The following is a 20164-nucleotide window of genomic DNA, read 5'->3' as shown; positions in this document are numbered from 1 at the left end:
GGCAATACGGGTGCTACAACAAATGAACGGATGCAATAAATCTGTCCGTATAAAAATAGACACCACTTCAGGGAGGATAGCTATGCTTTCGAGAAAGATATCCCGCATTTCCACCGTCTCCATTGTCGTCCTGCTGGCAGCCTGCGGCAGCTCCGACAGCCCTTCAATCCCGGCCCCCCCCACCACCACGACCACCACCACGACCACGACCGCCGCCTCGGTTGTGACGGGCTCGATTGTCAAAGGCAATGTCTCCGGCGCGACCGTGACCATCAAGAATGCCGCCACCGGCGCCACCCTCGGCACCGGCACCACGGACGCGAGCGGCGCTTACACGGTCAGCATCACCTTCACCGGGGATGTGATTGTCGAAGCCAGCGGCGGCACCTACACGGATGAGGCGACCAACCAGTCGACCCAGCTTTCGACCCCGCTGCGCGCCGTGATTGCCGTTGCGCCGGGCAATTCGACCGCCATGGTGACGCCGCTGACGACGATGGCGTATGCCAACGCCTTCTCCAGCGCCAGCGCCGCCATCACTGCCGCCGCCTTCAATGCGCAGGCCGCCAACGTCGCCAAGCTGTTCAAGCTGAATGGCAGCCTGACGTCCACCATGCCGACCGTCAGCGGGGCCAACATCAACGATTACGGCCGCGCGCTGGCCGGCCTGTCGAAATACATGCAGGCCAACAGCGCCAACCTGGCCAGCGTAACCGCCGCTGCCTTCAACACCGACCAGTGGGGCAAATTCGTCAGCGCCTACAACAGCGCGTATGTGGCGATGTTCCCGAACATTTCGTTCAGCCTGGACGGCTCGGCCTTCAATATTTCCGGCACCGGCGTGGGCGGCGGCACCGGCACCTGCGGCATCGCGGTGCAAGGCTCGGTATCGGCCAATGGCCTGACCGTGCCGGTCAATTTCAACTACTGCATCAACGGCATCGCGGCGGGTTCCTGCGGCGCCGGCAATGCGTCGCTTTCGCAAGCCTTGTCCGGCCAGTCCGGCCTCTCGGGCGGCGTGAACCTGACGTACCAGTATTCGTCGACATGCGCACCGGGGGCGATCACCATCAACCTGAAGTGATCTGTTGAAATAAAAAAACCGGCTTGCCACCTTGGTGGCAAGCCGGTTTTTTGTCGTCCCGTTATTTGTAGGTGCGGGTCTCGAACAGGTAATCGCCGCCAGCCGCGTGACCCGCCGAGACGGCCGCGCCATACTGCGGCACTTGCGGGTACGCCGCCGTCACCTGTTCGCGGGTCGCGTCGAACACGCGGCTGCCTGGTTCAACCTGCCCTACTTTCTTCATGCTTTGCATCAGGCTCCAGGCAAAGATCGAGTGGCCTTCGACGCCTTCGTCCGACACCGGTTCTTCGCCGCCGGATGACATCACCACCACCGAGCGGCGCGCCAGGATGCTGGAGGGATCGCCCGCCACGCCGACCTTTTGCTCCTTGCTGAAAGCACCGGAATAGCAGCTGTCCGATACCAGCATCACCTGCTTCGCCGGGATATTGGCCAACAGCTTCGACACGTCCGCATTCGAGATCCAGTTGGCCGGGTTGCTGGCGGCGCCATCGGCGGGTATCCAGTAGCCTTGCGCCGGACCTTTCGGCATGGCGCGCAAGTAACCGTGGCCGGCGTAATACACCACCAGGCTGTCATTCGGATCCAGTTCGCGCGACACGTTTTGCAGCGCCGCCACGATGTCGCCGCGGGTGGCATTGCGCAGCACCCGCGTTTCATAACCCATCGATGTTTCCAGCTGGCGCGCCACCGCATCCGCATCCGGCACCGCTGTATCGAGCTGCGGAATGCGCTGGTCGGTGTACTGGTTGATACCAATGACGATGGCCACCTTGCGCTCGATTTGCGGCAGCGAGGCGGCGACGGGCCTGCGCACCAGTGGCCGCGCGGTCGGCCATTCCATGCGCGCCTGGGCAAAGCTCGGCATGCAGGTATTGCTGATATTGCCGCCGCAGGCAGGCAAATCGGCGGCGCGGCCATTTTGCTCCAGCACCTTCAACGCATCCTTGAACAGCACGCCCTTGTATTCATGGCGCAGCGCCGCCAGTTGCGCCAGCTGGCTGGCCGTCATCGACGCGTTGGCGCCCGCCACGAAGGCTTTCACGGCACGTTCACGGCGCGCATTGTCGCGGCGCGCCACTTCGGCCATGCCGTCGTCGGCCTTGCGCTGCTTGCCATCGGCCGCCTGCGCCTTGGCGTTGGCGGCCGACTGGCTGGCCTCGGCCCGTTTGGTTTCCGCCGCCACCAGTTTCTCGGCAACGTCCTTGCCGCCCTGGGCCGTGCGTCCGGCCCCGCCTTTGCCGGCGGCCAGCACCTCTTCCTGGCGGGCGCGCGCCACCGCGCGCTGCATGCGCATTTCATCGCGGCGCGCCTGCGCCAGCGCCTGCGAGGCCTGGGATTGCGCCTGGCGCGCGTCGGCCTGCGCCTTGCCCTGTTCGGCGGCGAAACGCAAGTCGTCGGCGTACGATTTGCGAACATCGCTTTCCGCCGTCCGCTGGGTCGCTTCGATGCGCTTGTCGTCGGCGACACGCTCGGCGGCGGCGCGGCTGACCGGGTCTTTGGCTTCGCGGGCGCGTACCAGCGCTTCCTTGTGCGCCAGGTCGGCCAGTTTCGCTTCGGCCGCCGCTTCCCGCGAGCGGGCATCGAGCACCGTGGCGTCGGCTTGCGCGCTGCGCGCCCCCGCTTCGCTGCCCTGCGCGCCCAGTTCAGACTTCCTGGCGCGGGCATCGGCCAGTTTGGCTTCCGCCCCGGCACGGGCCGCTTCCGCCGTCGCCAGGCGCAACTGGGCCTGGTTTTTCAGCGCCGGCGTGCTGGCCGCGCCAAGTGCGGCACGGGCGTCGCGGGCATCAGCTTCGGCCGCGCGCAAGTCTCCTTCGGCCGCGCCCACCGCCGCCGTGGCGCGCACCGCCTGCGCTTCCGTCTTCGCGGCGGCGGCGGCAAGGCGTTTCGCTTCGGCCGCTTCCTTCTGCGCCGCCAGCGCGGCCTTGCGCGCCGCTTCCTGGCTGGCCTTCGCCAGCGCACCGGCGTCGCGCGCCTCGCGTTTCAGGTCGGCGGTGGATTTTTTCTGTTGCGCCGAGCGCGCCGCTTCGCGCTCACGCACCGCCACGCGCGGGCCCTGCACTTTCGGCGCCGGTTCGGCGGCCGGTGGCGGCGTGTCGGCCTGGTTCTGCGCCAGCGACGCCGACAGCGGCGTTTCATCAACGCCGCCCGTCAGCGCCACATCGATCACCACCGGCGCCACCGCGCTGGTCGGCGTGGCGGCAGCGATCGGCGGTGTCACGCACAGGGCGGGATTGGCGCTGCAGGCGGCTTGCGCAATTTGCTCATCCGCATGCACGTTCACCACTGGTGCAGTGTCCGGCAGGATGAAGCGGAAGTCTTGCGCGTTGCTGGAATTGAAGGCTTCCGTGGTCCATTGGTAACCGTGCGACGATAAGGCACCATAGGTCAGTGTATTGACTTCCGTTCCGGCCGATGCCGCCGCATTCTTGCCGAGTACGGCGATCCAGCTGCCGTTCGGCGTAAGGATGGCGGCATTGTCGCCCACTTCGATGCCGTCGCTGGCAAAGATTTCCGCCACGATGGGTTTCGCGCCGAGCGCGCGCCAGCCGGGGCCATTGATCGCACCACCGCTGTAGCTGCCGACCAGCATGCTGTCCGGCGCGGAACTGGTGACATTGATGACGCCATCCAGCGCAAAGTATTTACCCGATGCCGCGAACGTCGACGTCGTGAAGCTGTCGCTGTTGCCAAGTTCGATGCCGGACGATCCGGCTTGTGGCATCGTGTCAGCGCTCAACACACCGGTGCCGATGCCGGCGACCGATGCCCCGGCATCCATGCGGGTGGTCCCCTGAATGTCGGCGGTGAGCCTGCCGCCGTTGGTCAACAGGATGCCGGCAGGCGACGTGCTGCCCGCCCCGCCACGGATGACCAGGTTGCCACCCACTTTCAAGTCGACATTGCCCCTGGCCGCAATCCCCGCCAGCGAGCCGAAATCGGGCCAGAATGCCTTCGACGGATCAGTGCTTGTCCGGTAAGCCACACTGCTGGCGCCACCGTTCATGAGCAGGTCGCCCGTCACATTGACGATACTGCTGCCATTGCCGGCGGCCAGCAATGCGCCCCCGCGCTCATTGGCAGTGCCGCCGCCGTTGAGCGTGATGGATTTCGCATTGATGGTTTTCACCCCGGCGGCAGCGGCCGTTGGCGAACCGCTGTCAAAAGCGCCCAGCGCCGCCACGTTACCGACATTGGCGCCATCCGCAGGATTGTAAAAGCCGCCGCTGCCGCCCGTCAGCGTGATGACGGGATAATTGGCGGCGCCGCCGGAACTGGTGATGGTCTGTGTGCCGCCATTGTCCATGTTACCGATCAGGAGCGCCGAGTTATCACTGCCACGCGTCCCGCCCGTCAGCGTCAGCGTCCCGCCGGCAACAAAGTCCACCACCTGGCTGCCGCCGCCATTGGAAATCAGGGCCCCATTAGAACTGAGCACGCAGCCACCGCAGTATGACGTGGCAGGCCGTCCGGTCGCCGGCAACGCATCACCCGAGCCGCCTTGCAATGCCAGCGAACCGCCCCCCCTGATCGTAATGGTTTGCTTGCCCACACCGCCAAAGATGCCAGCCTGGTTGCGCTGCCCACCACCGCCTGTCAGCGACACGCGGGTGGCGCTGAGGGACTGGTCGCCGTTTGAATTACTGATATACGCGAGGTTGCCGCTGCCGCTACTGCCGCCGGCCAGCGTCATGCTGTCCGCACTGATGTTTTGCGCACCGTTTGCGCCCAGGAAAGCGGAAACATTGGTACCTTGTCCACCGGTCAGCGCCAGCGCGCCCGTCAGGTCGACGGTTTGCATGCCCCCTGCGCGGCTGTTTTGCACCGACGCCGGTGTCAGGCGCCCGGTTACGGTCATCGAACCGCCTTTGATCGCCTGCGTCCCGTAGTTCAGGATCAGGGCATTGGAGGCCGAATCGGCAGCGGTACTGGCGCTGCCGGTCAGATTGATGGACGCGGCCGTGATGCGCTGCGTGGAGGGCGTGGTGTCCTGGTAACCGGCGGCGATATGCGCCCAATTGCCGGCCCCGTTGCCGGCACTCAGGTTCAGGCTGCCAGTGGCGGTCACCTCTTGCGTCACGCGCGTGCCGTTGGCGTGCAGGCCGGCGATGTTGTTGCCGCCGCCCTGCCCACCCAGCATGGTGAAGGTGGTGGCCGTGATTTTTTGCAGCGCGTCGGTGCCGTTGTTGATCGAGACATTGGCATGGTTGCCCGATCCGCCGGAACCACCCGTAATGGAAAACGCTGCGGCTTCGATGGTCTGGTTGCCGCTGCTGAACAAGGTTGCGCTGTTGTTGGTGCCGCTGCCTGCCGCCAGAGTCAAGGCATTCGTTGCCTTGACCGCCATGTCGGTTCCGCTGCTCATACTGGCGCCATTGTTGGTACCGGTCGCGTTGCCTTGCATGGCGATGGAACCGGCATTGACGGTCAGATCCGTTCCGGACGACACACTGACGCCGTTGTCTTGCGTGCCGCCACCGGCTTTCATGTCCAGCGCGCCTGCTATATCCAATGCCAGGCCTTTGGTGCTCGAAATGAAGGCCTGATTACCAGTACCTGATGCCCCGCCCTGCAGGGCGATGCTTGCTGCCGTCACATGCAGCGCGCCGCCGGAACCAATGTTGGCGGTCGCCGACGCTGGGCCGGAACCACCGGTCAGGCTGATCGCGCCTTGCACCGTGATGACGGAATTACCCTTGCCGACGCCAATCGCGCCGATCGCATCGGCGCCGGTACCGCCGTGCATCGTCAGCGACGTGGCTTTCAGGACCAGACTGTCGGCATTACCGCTGATGGTCGCGTTGGCATCGGTGCCGCCAGTTACGGTAATCGCAGCTGCCGTAACTTGCTGTTTTGCGGCCAAGGCGCCGCTGTTATCCTGAGCATCGAGGTGCGCCCAATTGCCCACGCCATTACCGCCCGTGATCTTCAAGTCCCCACTGACTACGTCCTGCGTTATGCGCTGTCCGTTGGCATGCAGACCTGCGGAGTTATCGGTCCCGCTGGCGCCGCCGGTAAGCGCGATCGTGCCGGCACTGATGCTCTGGACCGCGTCCGCCCCATGCGCATACAAACCGAGGTTGACTTTATTTCCTTTTCCCGACGCCCCGCCGGCAAGGTTTAGCGTACCGGCAGTGATGGTCTGGTTGGCTTCGGTGGACAAGTATGCTGTGCTGCCCAGCGTGCCCGCGCCGCCGGTCAGCGACAGGACGCCGCTGACCCTGACAGTTTGCCCGCCGATGCCGGCGGATACTTCGGCATAGGGCGCAAAGCCGGCGGTCGCTGTGCCGCTGTCCCCGGCAGTCATGACCAGTGACGATGCCACGATGTTTTGTCCACCCGGCGTATACAGCGACGCGTAGTTGTCGCCGGCGCCTGTGCCGCCCGTCACCTTGATCGCACCGCCCGTGATTTTCTGCGTCGCCGCGGATTCCGTGCTGCCGCCCCCGCTCCTGATGATGGCAAAGTTGCGCTGCCCGCCGGCGCCGCCATTGACGTCCAGGCTGACATTGGCGGTAACGTCCTGCACTGAATTATTACCCGTGGTGACTATCACTGCGCGGTTGTCCACGCCGGCACTGCCACCAGTCAGCGTAATCCGGTCGGCTTTGATGGTCTGGGCAGCACCATCGGCGTTATCGGAAATGATGGCCCAGCCGGATGCCCCCGCCGCCAGTGTGATGCCGGTGGCGTTAATGGCCTGGCTGCCCTTGGCGCTGATCTCGGTATGGTTGCCCGAGGCGCCGGCAGTATTGCCGGCCTGCAGAATCAGCTGGCCGGCATTAATGGTTTGCGCGCCCTCCGAAAACAGCGCGGTCTGGCGCGCCTGTCCCGACGCATCGTTGCCGCTGCCAGCTTCCAGCAATAGCTGGCCGGTGGTGCTGAGCGATTGGGCGCCTGTCGCGGACGTCATGCGCAGCGCGGTGTAGCCGGTGCCGCCGTGCACCAGGTTGATATTGCCTGTACTGAGCAAGGTTTGGCTGGCGTTGGAAGTCAGGTGGCCCCCGACATCAATGCTGCCGGTCAGGTTGGCGCCGCCCGCGTCATGCTGCGTGGTATTGCCATACGCACCGGAGGCATCGAGCCGCACGCCCACCACCTTGGTATCGATATTGCTGCCATTGCCAAGCTGGATATACGGCGCCTTCACATTCAAGGTCAGCCCGGCGGGAATCGAATTGCTGACCGCGGCGGTGCCGCCGGCCGGCAGGAACGTAATGAAGTCGGTCGCTTCCAGGGTGCCGCCGGTCGACACCAGGATATTGCCCAGCGTATTGAAGTTGGTCGCCCCCGCCGCCGCCGCGCCCGTGCATTCGGCACTGCTGGTGTGATAAAAACAGAACACCGCCGGATCGAGCAGCCAGTTGCCCGTCACGCCCTTCGGCGCCAGCGTATCCACGCGGCCCTGGTCGAATGACAGCAGCTTGCCCGAGGTTTCCACCTGTCCGCCATTGCCGCCCAGCGCACCGCCGCGCGCAACAATGCTGCCCGCGTAATCGGTCTTGTCGTTGGACCACACCACGACTTTGCCGCCATCGCCATTGCCGGTGGCGCTGGCGTCGATCCGCGCCCCTGCCGCCACGCTGGCCGTGCGCGCATTGGGCAAAGCCGGGTTGGAGCCTTTGAAGTCGCCCCCCACCAGCACCGTGCCGCCGCCATCCCGGCCCGAGGCGTCGATGCGTGCCGCGCCGTCCAGCGCCACGCTGTCGCCAAGCACGTGTACCGTGCCGCCCGTGCCTGCCGCATTGGCGGCGCTCAAGGTCCCCGACACCATCGTGTCGCCGCTCGCCTTGAGCACGATATTGCCGCGCGCATCGACCACGGCGCTGTCGGCCCGGGCAATGCCGCTGTGATTGACCAGCGCGCCATACATGTCAATACTGCCGCCCTGCGCGGTCAACTCCCCCAGGTTCAGCGCCTGCTTGCCATCGGCCTTCAAGGTGACGGACAAGCCCGGCGCGCCGCTGTCCGCCAATTGCACCGACTGCCCGGCCGCCAGCAAAATACGCCCGCCCGGCGCGGTGATCACGCCATTGTTAGTGACGTCGCCCCCGATCAGGAACACGCTGCCGCCCAGCGGCGTGGTGATGCGCCCCTGGTTGTTCAATGCCGCCCCGCCACCGTTAAACGCCATGCGCCCGGCAAGGAAATCCGCGTCCGCCAGGTTCAGGGTCGAGGCGATCAGTCCCGCCACATCGACTTGCGCATTCGGTCCGAACAGGATGCCATTCGGGTTGATCAGCACCACGCGCCCGTTCGATTGCAGCAAGCCGAACAGCTGGCTGGGGTCGTTCCCGGTCACGCGGTTGAGCACCACCGATTGCGGGTTTTGCTGCAGGAAGCGCAGCAATTCGCCGTTGGCCACATTGAACTGGCGCCAGTCGATAATCGTGTTCGGCGCGTTGGTGACGGTGTAGACATTGCCGTTGACGGCAAAGGTCGCCGTGCCGGCGCGCACCACCGGATCCACCGGCGCGGCCTGCACGGACAATGGCAACAACAAGACGGATAACAGGGTGGCGCCCGATGCGGCGAGGTATGCGGCGCGGATCTGGGCGGTTAAGCAGGCGAGGCGTGGCATGGGCAGTCCTCCGGGGGGAAATCAGAACGAATAGGTGAAGTTCAGGTGAGCGAAGGCATCGTGGCGCTCGCGCGCCGATGGTCCGCCCGTCCCCGCCGCGGTCTGCGCCAGGCCGACATCGCAGCGCAGCGCCACGTCCTTGCCCAACCCGTAGCGCAAGCCGGCGCCGATACTGGACAGCCGCTTCGCGGCGGGTGGCGTGCCATCGCTGTTATGCACATGCCCGGTGTCGTAAAACGCCAGCAGCCGCAGCGCATGGCGTCCCGCTTGGCCAACGGCCGCCTTGGGCATGAACAACTCCGGCGTGTACAGTTCCAGGCTGGCCGCCACGCCCTTGTCGCCGGCCGAGGTGCGTTCATCGTAGCCGCGCACGGACGCCGCGCCGCCCATGCCGAATTGTTCGCTGGGGATCAGCGCATCGCTGCTGGCCTGGCCGTTGATGGTGGCGCGCCACTGCCAGTCGCCGGTGGCGACGCCGACAAAGGCGCTGCCGCGCAGCGCCTGCCAGTTGCGGGGACGGGCGCCATATTCGGCGACGCCGCCATGGCTGCCGCCGGGGAGGTTGCGGTAGTAGCCCAGGCTGGCGCCAGCCTGGAAGCGCGCGCCCACGGCCTGCCCCAGGTACGTGACGCTGAGCGGCACGCTGGTGATGGTGCCGCAACGGTCCAGGGCAATCGCGCCGATGCGGCAACTGTTATTGAAATCCTTGTAGTCGATGCCGTACACCAGCTTTTGGCGGTAATCGCCACGGCTCGGCAGCGGCTGGTTCAGACGCATGCCCGCATATACGCCCTTGCCGCTGAAGAACAGCGGCCCGGCGATCGACGTGGTGTCGCTCTTGCTGTCGGAGTACGCGGCAATCACGTCCAGCGACAGCCGCTGCTGGTAAAACGGCATGCGGTAGGCCGCCGTCAGGCTGGAGCCTTTGCCCGGATGCTGCAAGCCTGCCATCGCCTGCAAGTTCAGCACGTGGTCGCGCTGGAACAGGTTGGCGTGCTGGTAGCCCAGTGCGATCCTGGCGCGGCCCGTGGTGCGCGCACCGGCATTGTCCAGGGTAACGGTGGTCTTGCTGACCTTGTCCTCGGCCACGTCGATGCGGGCATCGACCTCGCCCGGCGCCGTCCCCGGCGAAAAGTTCACGGACAACTGGCGCGCAGGATTGTCATTGGCCAGCAATACCGCGGCAGCCACCGCATTGGTATTCGGCTTGTCCCCTTCGCGCAGCGGCGGCAGGCTGGCCCGCACATTGGCTTCAGTATAGGTGCGCTGCCCGGCCACGGCGATTTTCGCGACCTTGCCTTCCACCACCCGCAAGGTCACGGCGCCGCCCCGCAATTCCTGCGCCGGCGCATACACCTGCACGATCGGATAGCCCGCCTGCGCATAGGCTTCCCGGATGGCCGCGCTGGCGGCATGGATGCCCTCCATGCCTTTGCCGGCGCCGGCAAAGGGCGCCGCCAGCGCCTGCAGGCGGGCGGCATCGACCAGGGCCGCGCCTTCTATATTGAAAGTTGAAATGTCAAATGCGGGGGATTGTGCCAGTGCGGACTGACAGGCGAACACTACCGGCAGCAAGCCGGCCAGGCGGGACATCGTCATAGAGCGTCTCCCAGGCTATCGCGAATTCTTGCCAAGCTAGCATCGGAAAAATTTCATGTAAATAAGATATTTCTATAAGAAAGTGCCTTTGAGAATGAAACATCAGCAAAACGCGTTGGCGCTTTGTTGTAGACATACATCAATCCCATGCATGGCCGGTTTTGCGGCAGCTCAGTCCCGAATTCCTGCAATCCATCGCAAATTTAACAATCGTCAATGCAGCGCCCCTACAATTCCACCATCAACCACATGAGGACTATCGTTATGCGCCGTTTCCTGACTATTGCCGCACTGACCGCCACCGTCGCCGCCACCTTTGCCGCGCCTGCCCGTGCCGATGAACAGCAAGTGCGCGCGCTGCAACCGTTCACCGCGATCGACAGCCGCGGCCCCCTCAGCATCACCGTGGAAAGCGGCAAGGCGCAGTCCGTGACGGTCTCGGGCAACACGGAATTCGTCAGCCGCGTGGCGACGGAAGTCGTGAATGGGGAATTGAAAATCTATATGAAAGAAAAGGGCCCGCTGACCTTGAAGGGCGATCCCCGCATCACCATCACGATGCCGTCGCTGGCCAAATTCATCGGCGAAGGCGCCGGTGAAACCATCCTGAAAAACATCCAGGGCGAACGCCTCGACGTCAGCTACCAGGGCGCCGGCAGCCTGACCGCCAGCGGCAAAGTCGCCCTGCTGCGGCTGAAAGCGCAGGGTGTCGGCGAGATCAACACCAAGGCGCTGGAAGCGGAGCGCGCCGACGTCAATTTCAACGGCCTGGGCAACGTCAAGGTCACGGCCAAGGACACGCTGAACGCCGTGGTCAATGGCATGGGCAGCCTGAATTACTACGGCAAGCCGCGCACCGTGAACAAGACCGTCAACGGCATCGGCAGCGTGAACGCCGGCGACTAAACAACGCAGCCAAGTGTCACGCCAGCGGCGCCCCGCAAGTGTTGCGGCGGCGCCCTGCCCCGTTGCAATTTGACAGGGGTAATGCTCTTTTGAAAGATTTTTAGGAGCACAATCAGGTTATCCATTGACACCCACTTTTCGTATGGGGATAACCATGATGCGTACCGTCGCGGCCCGAATGGCTTTGCTGACTGCAACCGCACTGCTGGGCCTGGCCCTGGTCACGGCCGTCGGGCGCTACGAAATGGAAAAAGTGTACGACGGCGCCAACTTTGGCAACGTCAACGCCGTGCCCAGCCTGATCATGCTCGATGAATTGCGCCGCCATTTCCTGAACTTGACGGTGCAACTGAACCGCCATATCAGCGCCTCCGACACCACGGAAATGCAGCGCATTGAAAAGCTGGTGCAAGACCATCGCCGCGCCGTCGCGAAATCCATCGTGCGCTATGAAACCGATGGCTGCCTGGGCACCGACTGCTTTGCCGACAACAAGGACAAGGCCTACCTGGAAGAAGAAAAGGCGGCGTGGCAAAAATACGATGCGCGCATCGATGCCATCCTGGCCGAATCGTCGAAAGACTCGCCCCGCCTGGGCGGCGCGCGTGCGCTGTTGCTGGACCTGGAACCGCTGGCCGACCAGATCGCGGACCTGATCACCGCGCACATCAAATACAACTCGGACGCCGCCACCGCCCAGACCCAGCACGCGCTCGATGTCAAGACGGAAGCGCTGTACATCACGCTGGGCATTGCCGCTGTGCTGTTGCTGGCGATTGCCGCGCTGGGCTTCCAGACCGCCCGTTCCATCGTCTCGCAGCTGGGCGGTGAGCCGGATGCGGCCGCCCACCTCACCAGCCGGCTGGCCACCGGCGACCTGTCCACGGTGATCGAACTCAAACCAGGCGATACCGCAAGCCTGATGGCACGCATCAAATTCATGAGCGATACCATGGAACGCCTGGCCAGCCGCGCGGAAGCCATCGGCAAGGGCGACCTGGACGGCACCGTGGAACTGGCGTCCGACAAGGACCGGCTGGGCAAGGCCATCAACGAGATGACGCAGATGCTGCGCGCAGGCAGGGAGGCCGATGCGCGGCGCAACTGGCTCAAGGACGGCTATGCAAAAGTATCGGCGGCCCTGACGGGCGACCTCAGTACCGAACAGCTGGCCGACAATGCGATTGCCATGCTGGGCCGCTACCTGGAAGCGGGCCGCGGCGTGTTTTACCTGTACGCGCAAAGCAGCGGCCAGCTGGAATTGATCGGCAGTTACATGTATACCGAGCGTAACAACGTCGGCGCCCGTTTCGCGCTGGGCGAAGGCGCCGTCGGCCAGGTGGCGCGCGAACGCAAGCCCATCATCCTCACCGTGGCGGCGGACGATGCGCCGCCCATCGTGACCGGCACCACGTCGGCGCCGCCGCATTACACCTACACCTATCCGCTGCTGCATGAAGCGGAATTGATCGGCGTGATCGAACTGTCGTCGGCGGTGCGCTTTTCCGAGGTCAAGCAGGAATTCCTGGCCAATATGACGGGCACGCTGGCGTCGCTGCTGTTCGTGGCCGACCAGCGTGTGCATATCCGCAAATTGCTGTCCGCCAGCGAAGCGGCGGAGAAGGATTTGCGGCTGCAGGGCGAGCAAATGCGCGAGATTAATGCACAAATGGAAGAACAGCAGCAGCAATTGCAGCAGCAAACCGAGGAATTACAGCAAAGCAATTCGCAGATGGAAGAACAGCAGCAGCAAATGCAGCAGCAATCGGAGGAACTGCGCCAGTCCAATGCGCAAATGGAAGAGCAGCGCCAGCAATTGCAGCAGCAAAACGAACAACTGCAGGAGGCGCGCCTGCTACAGGAAGCCAAGGCCCGCCAGTTGAACCAGGCCAGCCAGTACAAGAGCGAATTCCTGTCCAACATGTCGCATGAATTGCGCACGCCGCTGAACTCCATCATCCTGCTGTCGAAAATGATGGGCAGCGATGATGCGGGCAGTGACAAGGTCAGCGGTGAAGCCTTGAAATGGTCGCAAATCATCCACCGCTCCGGCCAGGAATTGCTGCGGCTGATTAATGACGTGCTGGACTTGTCGAAAGTCGAGGCGGGCCGCATGGAATTGCACGTGGCGCCCGTGTCGAGCATGGCCATTTGCACGGAAATGCAGGGCTTGTTCGAACATGCGGCGCGCGACAAGGGGCTGCAGCTGGTGATTGACGACCGCATCAAGGGCGACTTCGTCACCGACTGGGACAAGCTGGCGCAAATCCTGCGCAACCTGCTGGCCAATGCCATCAAGTTCACGCGCGAAGGCAGCATCACGCTGACCGTGGCGTACTCCGGCGGCGCCGCCCTGCCGCTGCGGCTGGCGGTGCACGACACCGGCATCGGCATTGCGCCGGACAAGCGGGCCGTGATTTTCGAGGCATTCCAGCAGGCCGACGGTTCGACCTCGCGTGAATTTGGCGGCACCGGGCTGGGATTGACGATCAGCCTGCGCTTCGCGCAAATGCTGGGCGGGACCATCGAACTGGACAGCACGCCCGGCCAGGGCAGCACCTTCACCGTGCTGCTGCCCGCCACCCCGCCATCGGCTGCCAGCGTCTATGACCCGAACATCCTGATCGAAGCGCAAGCCGAACACGCCGCGCTCGCCTCCGATCCGTCAGCGACGGCGGCCTCCACCATCGACGATGACCGCAACCGCCTGCGCACAGGGGACCCCACCATCCTGCTGATCGATGACGACACGGTCATTGGCCAGTCGCTGCTGGCGATCAACCGCCGCCTGGGCTACAAGACCCTGCTGGCGCGCAGCGGCGCCGAGGGACTGGAACTGGCGCGCCGCCACCGGCCGCATGGCATCTTGCTGGACCTGGGCTTGCCCGACATGGATGGCGTGCAAGTCCTGCATGAAATCAAGAGCGACAGCACACTGGCGCGCATCCCCGTGCATATCGTGTCGGCGCGCGACCGCGATGAAGCGCTGTTGCAGCAAGGGGCCATCGGCTTCCTGCAAAAACCGGCCGGCGACGATGGCCTGGCGGCGGCCGAGGCGGCGCTGCTGGAAGCGGTGGGACCGGCGCAGGGCCGCGGCATCCTGGCGATCGAATGCGGCCCGGTCACGGCCGCCGCCATCGGCATCATGCTGGGCAGCGGGCATGGCCCGGTGCATGCCGCCGCCCCCGGCGCCGACTGGCCCGAGCTGCTGCGCCAGTATCCGTGCCGGGTCGCCATCGTCGGACTGGGCGCGGACGGGCCGGAACAGGCGCTGTCGGTGGCCACCGGCCTGCGCGCCGCCCAGCCCGATATCGGCATCGTGTTTTACGCGGAGCGCACTCCCGGCGATGAAGAGGCGCAGCAATTGCAGCGCTATTCCGATTGCGTGATCGTCAAGGCGCCGTATGCGGAACGGCGGCTGCTGGACAACGTCGAACGGTTCCTGCGCGGCGTGCCCCAGGAACGGGCCGCGCTGCAGGCGCCACCCGCTCCCACGGTCGGCAAGGTGCTCAATGGCAAGCGCATCTTGCTGGCCGACGACGATCCGCGCAACCTGTTCGTCATCACGGCGGCGCTGGAGCGTCATGGCGCCGAGCTGTTCAGCGCCCTGAATGGCAAGCGCGCGCTGGAATTCCTCGCCGGCCAGCAAGTCGACCTGGTGCTGATGGACATCATGATGCCGGAAATGGATGGTTTGCAGGCCATCGCCGCCATGCGCGCCGATCCGCGGCTGGCGGACATCCCGGTGCTGGCCATCACGGCCAAGGCGGCGCCGGCCGACCAGGCCGAGGCGCTGGCGGCAGGCGCCGATGATTACCTGGCCAAACCGGTCGATTACGATGTGCTGGTGGCCAAGGCGATCCGCTGGTGCGCCGGGAGGGCCGCTTGAGCATAGCGCTGCACCACGTCGGCAGCCTGGCCCGCGTAGCGGTGCTGGGCCGCGTCGACGTGCCCGCCGTCATGGTCAAACTGCGCGACACACTGGCCGCCGCGCTGGCGTCTTGCGGCAAGGATGGCGTGGAACTGAGTTTTTACGATGCCGATACATTGCCGCGCGAAACGGTCGACCTCTTGTCCAGCCACATGGACGCCGATGCGCCGCTGCGCGTGATGGCTTACCACCCGCTGCTGGCGCACAGCCTGATGCGGCTGGGACTGCCGGCGCGCCAGGTCTTGAAAAACGCCGGCGGCGGCGCGCCGGCGGCGCCGTACCGCGCCATCGCGCTGGCCGGTTCCGCAGGCAGCCTGGAAAAGATCCTGCATATCGTGTCGCACCTGCCGCCGGGCGGGCTGTCGGTGTTTGTGGCGCAGCACGTCGACGAACAGCAGGTCAACCTGCTCGACCAGCTATTGAAAGTGCGCACCGAATACCAGGTCCTCATGCCGCAGCACCTGGTGCCGGTGGAGCCGGACACGATCTATATCGCGCCGCCCGGCTGCCACATGAAGGTGGCGCACGGCCTGGTGTACCTGACGCGCGACCGCAAGGTGCAATTCACGCGGCCCGCCATCGACACGTTGTACGCGTCGCTGGCCGGTGAATATGGCGCCGCCGTGCTGGCCGTGCTGCTGTGCGGCTATGGCAGCGACGGCGTCGACGGCTGCACGGCGCTGATGGCGGCCGGCGCCACGGTGCTGGTGGAAGATCCGGCGGAATGCGCCGATGCCGCCGCCATGCCGGAGGCGGCGCGCGCGGCGGGCCAATGCAGCCATATCCTGGGCTTGCCCGCGCTGACCAGCCTGTGCGCGGCGGCGGCGGCGGGCGACATGGCCGCGCCCAGCGACGCCGCGCTGGAACTGTTCCTGGAAGCCATCGCGGCGCAATGCGGCGCGGATTTCCGCAATTACCAGCGCGACAGCCTGAAACGCCGTATCCACAGCCTGATGCAGCAATTCGGCATGCGCAGCTTCGGCGCCTTCCAGCGCGCCGTCCTGACCGATGCCGCCCTGTTCGAACGCCTGACGGCGGAACTGCCGGTCGGCGTCACCAGCTTTTTCCGCCATCCGGAACAATTGCGCCTACTGCACGACGATATCCTGCCCTACCTGGCCAGCTTCCCGATGCTCAAGGTATGGTCGGCCGGCTGCTCCAGCGGGGAAGAAGCCTATTCGCTGGCCATCCTGCTCGATGAATTGGTGCTGCTGGAACGCAGCCACCTGTTCGCCACCGATATGAACAGCCACTTGCTGGCGCTGGCGCGCAGCGGGCTGTACCCCGCCACGGCGCTGGAGCTTAACCGCAGCAATTACCGCGCCAGCGGGGGAACCCGTACGTGGGATGATTATCTGCCGCCGGGGCGGCGCTACCTGCGGGTGCCGGAACGGTTGCGCACCCGTGTGCTGTTTCACCGCCACAGCCTCACCAGCGATGGCATTTTCAATGAGTTTCAGCTTATCCTATGCAGGAATGTGCTGATCTATTTCGATGCGGACTTGCAGCGGCAGGTTTTGCAGCGTTTTGCGCGTTCCCTGCACGTCGATGGATTCCTCGTGCTGGGGCCGCAGGATGGCCTGAACCTGATCGCGCAAGAACAGGGGTTTGTTCCTTATCGGGCCGGCAGCCACATCTACCGGCGCGGGAGATCACATGAGTAGCACCTTCAACGTCCTGGTCGCGGATGACAATGCAGGCAACCGCGCCACCTTGCGCGCGCTGCTGTCGCGCCTGCATGGCTGCACCGTGGTGGAAGCCGCCTCCGGCGAAGCGACGTTACTGGCGACCGTGGAGCATGATTGCCATTTGATCCTGCTCGATGTGCACATGCCCGGCATGGATGGATTTGAAACCGCGCGCCACCTGCAAATGACGGGCCGCACCCGCAACATCCCGATCGTGTTCATCACCGCCGTCTACATGGCCGATGAATTCATTGCCCATGGCTATGCGCTGGGCGCCGTCGATTACCTGGTCAAGCCGGTCGATGACAACCTGTTGCTGAACCGGGTGCGCCAGTACCAGCACCTGCATGACCGGGAATTGACCCTGGAGCGCCGCACCAGCGACCTGGAAGCGTCCAACGTGCAATTGCGCGAAGCGCTCGATCGCCTGCACATGGCGCAGGACAAGCTGGTGCAGTCGGAAAAACTCGCCGCGCTGGGCGCCATCGTGGCGGCCGTGGCGCACGAACTCAATACGCCGATCGGCAATTGCATGACGGTGGCGTCCACCCTCGATGACAAGATCGTGGAATTCGAACAGGCGTTGTCCGGCGGAAGCGGCGTCAAGCGGTCACAATTGCAGGATTACCTGGCCGTGTCGCGCACCGCGACACAACTGATGCTGCGCGGCCTGGGCCGCACGGCCGACCTGGTGGCCAGCTTCAAGCAAGTGGCGGTCGATCACACCAGTTCGCAGCGGCGCCAGTTCGATTTGCGGCAAAACATCGACAGCGTGGTGGCGCTGATGTACACCAGCCTGCGCAAGACGCCGTACCGCATCACCCTGGAAATCCCCGATGGCATTGCCATGGAAAGCTACCCCGGCCCGATCGACCAGATCATCTCCAACCTGATCAACAATTCGGTGGTGCACGGCTTTGCGGGCCGCGACCATGGTGAAATCATGCTGCGGGCGGAAACCGAAGGGGACTATGTGCGCCTGGTGTACAGCGACGACGGCTGCGGCATGAGCGACGAGGTGCGCCAGCACGTGTTCGATCCCTTCTTCACCACGCAACTGGGCAAAGGCAGCAGCGGCCTGGGCATGAACATTTGCTATAACCTGGTCACGGGCCTGCTGGGCGGCAGCATCGAAGCGCGCGACGGCGTCAAGGGCGGCTGCGCATTCATGATCCTGCTGCCGAAAACGGCGCCGGCCACGCAGGCCGCGCACATGGCGCCGGTGTAATTGAAATAACCGGGGACCACGGCTGCGTAGGGCGGGTTCCACGAACCCGCCACGCGTGCAATACCGGCCAGCGCAGGCAGCACCAGGCCGCATGCATGGCGGCTTTGTAAAAGCCGCCCTACCAAATCCACGTATTACTGCTGTTTCTTCTTGGTGTCTTTCTTCGGCGCTGCCGGTTTGCCAGGCTGCTGTGCCGGCGCCGCGCTGGTCGAGGCCGGCGTGGTGCCGCCCTGTACGCCCAGTGCGCCGCCCGTTCCCAGGCCGCCCTGCACTTCCTGCGCCTTGTAGTTGCGCACGGCTTTGACCAGCTGGTTGTACGAATCCATGAAGGACGCCACCAGGATCTTGCCTTCCGGCGTATTCGAATAGCCGCCCGCGCCCGCGAAGCCGCCGGCGAACACGCCGCCGAACAGGTTAAAGTCGAAGTTCTTGGCGCTGCCTTCGGCTGCCGCCAGCTGGACGCCGGAACGGTTATCCACCATCAGCAAGGTGGTTGACGCTTCATTGGCCTTCATGCCGCCCGCCACCATGCCGGCCACGCTGCCGATGATGCCGAAGCCGCCCAGCGCGCCGGACACGCCTTGCGTGCCTTTCTGGCTGAACGTGATCGATGGCGACATGGTGTAATCGGCCGCCACCATCTGGCCTTTGCCGAAGCTGCTGCCCGAGCGCATTTCCCCGCTGTCCTGCAGCGCGCGTTCCGTCTTCATGTTGTTCATGGCGGCGCCTCGTTCCACCACCACGAAGCAATTCGATTGCTGGATCATCATGCGCAGCACCGGCAAGGTCGAACCGAGTTTGTATTGCGACAGGTGGTGATACCACGGCGCGGCGGAATCTTCATGCACCGCCAGCGTGCCCAGCGGGCGATCGCATTTTTCCAGTTGCGAATTGGCGTTGGAGGCGGTCGCGCCGCCGGCCGAACCGGTGGCGACGGTGCCGCCGCCGCCCAATTGCGGCGTAGTGCCGGCGCAGCCCGTCAAGACTGCGGTGGTGGCCGCGATGGCCAGCAGGTGTATACGAGGTGTTTTCATTGTGGCTCCCCTGGGACAGGCCCAAAATACTGGGCCATTTTAGTGTGTAAGTATTATAAGTAAGTAAATACCGTAAATTCTCTCACATTGTCCTGTAATCAATGATTTTTTGATATCGAATTGTGCGCGCTGATAGCAATCAGCTAGTGTGCGCGGAAAACCGGCTGCGGTATTGGCCGGGGCTGATGCCCAGGTGGCGCTGGAAAGCACGGCGCAAATTCTGCTCTTCCGCATAGCCGCTGCGCACGGCAATGCTCTTGAGCGGCAGGCTGGTTTCTTCCAGCGCCTGGCGCGCCGCTTCCAGCCGCATGGTTTCCACCATCTTGCCCGGGGTGACGCCGATTTGCGCCACATAGGCGCGGGCAAAGGTGCGCGGCGCCATGCCGGCTTGGGCCGCCAGGCGCTCCACCGTCAATTGTTCGTGCAAGTGCCCGGACATCCACGCATGCAGTTCGGCGAACCGCCCGCCGGATTTTTCCTGCGCCGCCAGCGGCGCGGAAAATTGCGACTGGCCGCCGGACCGCTTGATGTACACCACCATCTGGCGCGCCGCCGCGATCGCGATGCCGTGACCATAGTCTTCCTCGATCAGCGCCAGCGCCAGGTCGATGCCGGCGCTGACGCCGGCCGAGGTCCACACCTTGCCATCGCGGACAAAGATGCGCTCCGCATCGACCTTGACGGCCGGATGCAGCTTTTGCAGCTTGCCGGTCCAGGCCCAGTGCGTGGCCGCCACCCGGCCATCGAGCTGCCCCGCCGCCGCCAGCACGAAGGCGCCGGTACACACGGAACACACCCGACGCACCTGCGGCGCACGGCGCGCCACCCAGGCGGCCAACTGCGGCGGCGCATAAAACTCGTCCCCCGCGCAGCCACCGGCCGCGATGACGGTGTCCACTTTTATCCCATCGAGCGCGGACAGCGGCTGCGTCTGCACCGGCAAGCCCGCGCTGGTGATAATCAAGCCGCCGGACGCGGACACCACCACCGCTTCATACAGGGCGCGGCCGCTGCTGCGGTTGGCCGTGCTCAGCGCCTGCAGCGGACCGCTCAGGTCCAGCAGGTTCATGTGGTCGTAGGCCAGGATGGCAATCGTCAGGGGTTTCTTCATC

Annotated in this window: 9 protein-coding genes; 5 read left to right on the top strand and 4 right to left on the bottom strand. The window is 64.7% G+C overall.

Going from position 1 to position 20164, the window contains the following annotated elements; all coding sequences use genetic code 11:
- The first annotated feature begins 82 nt into the window (after positions 1–82).
- On the top strand, positions 83–1084 hold the full coding sequence (locus AC1RRC_RS24900; protein ID WP_493058237.1) for a hypothetical protein: 1002 nt from the start codon (positions 83–85) through the stop codon (positions 1082–1084).
- A gap of 61 nt (positions 1085–1145) precedes the next feature.
- Here the strand turns inward: AC1RRC_RS24900 and AC1RRC_RS24895 are convergent, their stop codons facing one another.
- Positions 1146–8666, bottom strand: coding sequence for a two-partner secretion domain-containing protein (locus tag AC1RRC_RS24895; protein WP_493058236.1), 7521 nt, complete (start codon positions 8664–8666; stop codon positions 1146–1148).
- 21 nt (positions 8667–8687) lie between these two features.
- Positions 8688–10265: a ShlB/FhaC/HecB family hemolysin secretion/activation protein gene (locus AC1RRC_RS24890; RefSeq protein WP_493058235.1), complete on the bottom strand. Its 1578-nt coding sequence runs from the start codon at positions 10263–10265 to the stop codon at positions 8688–8690.
- Between the two features lie 264 nt (positions 10266–10529).
- Here AC1RRC_RS24890 and AC1RRC_RS24885 point away from each other — a divergent pair, with 264 nt between their 5' ends.
- The 4 genes from AC1RRC_RS24885 to AC1RRC_RS24870 all read left to right on the top strand — a co-directional run bounded on the left by AC1RRC_RS24885 (position 10530) and on the right by AC1RRC_RS24870 (position 18018).
- Positions 10530–11171: a head GIN domain-containing protein gene (locus tag AC1RRC_RS24885; protein ID WP_493058234.1), complete on the top strand. Its 642-nt coding sequence runs from the start codon at positions 10530–10532 to the stop codon at positions 11169–11171.
- Positions 11172–11325: 154 nt separating this feature from the next.
- Positions 11326–15060, top strand: a complete 3735-nt coding sequence (locus tag AC1RRC_RS24880; RefSeq protein WP_493058233.1) for a response regulator — start codon at positions 11326–11328, stop codon at positions 15058–15060.
- Positions 15057–16766: a CheR family methyltransferase gene (locus AC1RRC_RS24875; RefSeq protein WP_493058232.1), complete on the top strand. Its 1710-nt coding sequence runs from the start codon at positions 15057–15059 to the stop codon at positions 16764–16766. The genes AC1RRC_RS24880 and AC1RRC_RS24875 overlap by 4 nt, the downstream gene beginning before the upstream one ends.
- Positions 16759–18018: a response regulator gene (locus AC1RRC_RS24870; protein ID WP_493058231.1), complete on the top strand. Its 1260-nt coding sequence runs from the start codon at positions 16759–16761 to the stop codon at positions 18016–18018. Before AC1RRC_RS24875 ends, AC1RRC_RS24870 begins: the two co-directional genes overlap by 8 nt.
- 134 nt (positions 18019–18152) lie before the next feature.
- Here AC1RRC_RS24870 and AC1RRC_RS24865 read toward each other — a convergent pair whose 3' ends face one another.
- Positions 18153–19052, bottom strand: a complete 900-nt coding sequence (locus AC1RRC_RS24865; protein WP_493058230.1) for a CsgG/HfaB family protein — start codon at positions 19050–19052, stop codon at positions 18153–18155.
- Between the two features lie 139 nt (positions 19053–19191).
- Positions 19192–20163, bottom strand: coding sequence for a GlxA family transcriptional regulator (locus tag AC1RRC_RS24860; protein ID WP_493058229.1), 972 nt, complete (start codon positions 20161–20163; stop codon positions 19192–19194).
- Between the last annotated feature and the right edge of the window lies 1 nt (position 20164).

It is taken from the genome of Pseudoduganella sp. GW821-FHT12E03, assembly GCF_058807115.1.
Note: the sequence above shows the minus strand (reverse complement) of the source record. Positions and strands in the feature narration are given on the sequence as shown.

Excerpts from the sequence above, each read along its gene's own strand:
- AC1RRC_RS24900 (WP_493058237.1), top strand. The coding sequence starts at position 83 with ATGCTTTCGAGAAAGATATCCCGCATTTCCACCGTCTCCATTGTCGTC.
- AC1RRC_RS24895 (WP_493058236.1), bottom strand. The coding sequence starts at position 8,666 with ATGCCACGCCTCGCCTGCTTAACCGCCCAGATCCGCGCCGCATACCTC.
- AC1RRC_RS24890 (WP_493058235.1), bottom strand. The coding sequence starts at position 10,265 with ATGACGATGTCCCGCCTGGCCGGCTTGCTGCCGGTAGTGTTCGCCTGT.
- AC1RRC_RS24885 (WP_493058234.1), top strand. The coding sequence starts at position 10,530 with ATGCGCCGTTTCCTGACTATTGCCGCACTGACCGCCACCGTCGCCGCC.
- AC1RRC_RS24880 (WP_493058233.1), top strand. The coding sequence starts at position 11,326 with ATGATGCGTACCGTCGCGGCCCGAATGGCTTTGCTGACTGCAACCGCA.
- AC1RRC_RS24870 (WP_493058231.1), top strand. The coding sequence starts at position 16,759 with ATGAGTAGCACCTTCAACGTCCTGGTCGCGGATGACAATGCAGGCAAC.
- AC1RRC_RS24865 (WP_493058230.1), bottom strand. The coding sequence starts at position 19,052 with ATGAAAACACCTCGTATACACCTGCTGGCCATCGCGGCCACCACCGCA.
- AC1RRC_RS24860 (WP_493058229.1), bottom strand. The coding sequence starts at position 20,163 with ATGAAGAAACCCCTGACGATTGCCATCCTGGCCTACGACCACATGAAC.